The sequence below is a fragment of the Desertihabitans brevis genome, assembly GCF_003327535.1.
Taxonomy (GTDB): Bacteria; Actinomycetota; Actinomycetes; order Propionibacteriales; family Propionibacteriaceae; genus Desertihabitans; species Desertihabitans brevis.
In genome coordinates this window covers 1-535 of record NZ_QOUI01000027.1, presented here as the reverse complement: position 1 = coordinate 535, position 535 = coordinate 1, and the positions used below count along the sequence as shown (strand labels likewise).

Sequence of the window (535 nt, the reverse complement as noted above, 5' to 3'; positions counted from 1 at the left end):
CGCCAACGCGACGCCGCCACCGACCACGCCGACACCCTCACCCCACCAACCGGCCCCGACCCAGCCCGACCGCTCGACGGTGACTGCCTGGTCGGCACCGGCGGCCCCGGCACCCCACTGGTCTCGGTGTACGCGATCGCAGAGTTCGCCGTGCTGCGCCGGCTCTCCATCACCGCCGGACACCGCCTCCTCGCCGACGCCCTCGACCTGCGCCACCGACTCCCCCACCTCGACCACACCACCCGCACCGGACACATCCCGCTCTGGCTGGCCCGCAAAGCCGCCACCCACACCCGCCACCTCACCCCCGCACAAGCCGCCACCGTCGACGAGTGGCTGGCCGAAGCCGGACCCCAGCTCAGCGCCGCCCGCTTCCTCACCACCCTCACCGCCGCCGTCCTCGAAGCCGACCCCGCCACCGCCGCCGCCCGCGCCCAAGCCGCCGCCCACACCCACGAAGTCTGGGCCCGCCCCGACGAACACGGGCTCGCGACCCTGCTCGCCCGCATCGACGCCGGCGACGCCGCGATCCTGC

Annotated in this window: 1 protein-coding gene; it reads left to right on the top strand. The window is 75.5% G+C overall.

The window, feature by feature from the left end; translation table 11 throughout:
- The coding region (locus DT076_RS19125) for a DUF222 domain-containing protein (protein ID WP_114128293.1) at positions 1-535 on the top strand (535 nt) is incomplete at both ends.